This window comes from Mesorhizobium sp. M7A.F.Ca.AU.002.02.1.1 (assembly GCF_003998535.1).
In the GTDB taxonomy this organism is placed as follows: Bacteria; Pseudomonadota; Alphaproteobacteria; order Rhizobiales; family Rhizobiaceae; genus Mesorhizobium; species Mesorhizobium ciceri.
The window spans coordinates 1-2,093 of the sequence record NZ_RZPB01000919.1 but is presented as its reverse complement, the minus strand read 5'-3'; the positions used below and the strand labels follow the sequence as shown (position 1 = coordinate 2,093).

At 64.6% G+C, this 2,093-nt stretch carries 2 protein-coding genes; one reads left to right on the top strand and one right to left on the bottom strand.

Going from position 1 to position 2,093, the window contains the following annotated elements:
• On the bottom strand, positions 1–290 hold a 290-nt coding region (locus tag EN879_RS33285; protein WP_164774743.1), incomplete at its 3' end, for an EamA family transporter.
• A 104-nt stretch (positions 291–394) separates the two neighbouring features.
• Between EN879_RS33285 and EN879_RS33280 the strand changes: the two genes are divergently transcribed.
• Complete coding sequence (locus EN879_RS33280; RefSeq protein ID WP_063168160.1) at positions 395–1,798, top strand: PLP-dependent aminotransferase family protein; 1,404 nt, start codon at positions 395–397, stop codon at positions 1,796–1,798.
• Positions 1,799–2,093: the final 295 nt, after the last annotated feature.

Here is a 2,093-nt window from a genome sequence, read left to right as displayed (position 1 = left end):
ATGGAATGGGCCGTGGTGACGTGCTTCAGCGCCAGCGCGGTCAGCAAGGGAAAGCCGACAACCACGCCAAGTGCCACGATCACCAGCGACAGCAGATCGCCGCGCTCCGGGCGTTTCTGCCGAAACAGGAGCAGCAGCGCAAGGCCAAGCAGTCCGGCAATCGCCGCCCGGGCCGAGGTCAGGAATGTCGGATCGAATTCCCTGACCGCCACGCGCGTCGCCGGCAGCGAGCCGCTGAAGATCAACACGCCGATGAATCCATTCATCCAGCCACTCGCGGTCTTGTCCATCGTATGCTCCGTTTGTCGGCTCCGTATCGCGCGGAGCCGGTAGTATCGCCAGAGACAATGCGGTACAATTATGCAAAACTGTCATAGTCAGCAGAGCAGTACGGATGGACAAGCAGACTACAGGAAGCGAGAGCGGCGGTACGCTGGTCGAAGGCGTCATGGCGACGATCCGCCAGCGGATCGCGGCGCGCAGCCTGACGCCGGGAGCGCAATTGCCGTCGATCCGCGCCTTTGCCAAATCCATGCGAGTGTCCAAATCCACCGTGGTCGAAGCCTATGAGCGGCTCGCCGCCGAAGGCGCGATCCGCTCGCGGCCGGGCTCCGGCTTCTATGCCGCCGGATCGCTGGCGCCGCTGTCGCTGGCCGAAATCGGCCCCCGCCTCGACCGCGCCGTCGATCCGCTCTGGATCTCGCGACAGTCCCTGGAGGCCGGCGATGGCATGCTGAAGCCCGGCTGTGGCTGGCTGCCCGCTTCATGGATGCCACAGGCAGGGCTGCGCCGGGCGCTGCGCACGGTGGCGCGTGCCGACGATGTCGCACTGGCCGATTACGGCACGCCGCTCGGCCTGCCACCGCTGCGGCAATTGCTGGCGCGGCGCATGGCCGGGCATGGCATCGAGGCCTCGCCCGAGCAGATCATGCTGACGGAATCAGGTACGCAGGCCATCGACCTCCTGTGCCGGTTCCTGATCGAGCCCGGCGACACCGTGCTGGTCGACGACCCCTGCTACTTCAACTTCCACGCCCTGTTGCGCGCTCACCGGGCCAAGGTCGTCAGCGTTCCCTACACGCCGTCGGGGCCGGATATCGATCTGTTCGCGCAGGCGTTGGCCGAGCATCGGCCACGCCTCTACATCACCAATTCCGGCATCCACAATCCGACCGGCGCGGTGCTGTCGCCAGTCACCGCGCACCGGCTGCTGAAACTCGCCGACCAATCGCAATTGACCATCGTCGAGGACGACATCTTCGCCGATTTCGAACATGCGCCCGCCCCCAGGCTGGCGGCGTTCGATGGCCTCAACCGCGTTGTCCATATCGGCAGCTTCTCCAAGACGCTGTCGGCATCGGTTCGCTGCGGCTTCATCGCCGCACCGCGCGACTGGATCGAGCCCCTGACCGACCTCAAAATCGCCACGACCTTCGGCGGCGGGCGGCTCGCGGCCGAACTGGTGCTGACGTTGCTGAAGGACGGCAGCTACCGCAAGCACATGGATTTGCTGCGCGCGAAGCTTGCGCGCGCCATGGGCGAGACGGCCGCCCACCTGAAAGCGATCGGCATCACGCCGTGGATCGACCAGCCGGCTGGCCTCTTCCTGTGGTGCAGTCTGCCGGACGGCGTCGATGCGGCCGAAGTCGCCCGCCGCTCTCTGGCCGACAACATCGTGCTGGCGCCCGGCAACGCATTCAGCCTGTCCGGAACGGCTGGCCGTTTCCTGCGCTTCAACGTTGCCCAATGCGCGGACGAGCGGATTTTCAGGGTGCTCGAGGCGGCGATGGCGCGTTGACGCGCATCAAGCTGATCCTGTTGCCTGGGCAACCTTCGGCTGCTAGGGAAACGCGAGCGCACTCGAGAGAATGTCTGCGCCGTCATTTTCCGGGATAGCGTTTATGGGAACCAGCAAGTCAGCAGACAAGTAGGCCGCAACAGCACTTCGTTGTTGCGGCGGCCCGTCATTTCCCATCTTCATTGAGAACGGCAGATCGCCGCCAAATGTAGCCATTTGAGCGGATGTTCAATCATGCCTTTTCCAAAAAACCCGACATGGACCACTTCCCTGCCAGCAGCCATGGTGCTGATGG

Bases quoted from the DNA above. Each gene is read 5' to 3' on its own strand.
- EN879_RS33280 (WP_063168160.1), top strand. From the start codon at position 395: ATGGACAAGCAGACTACAGGAAGCGAGAGCGGCGGTACGCTGGTCGAA.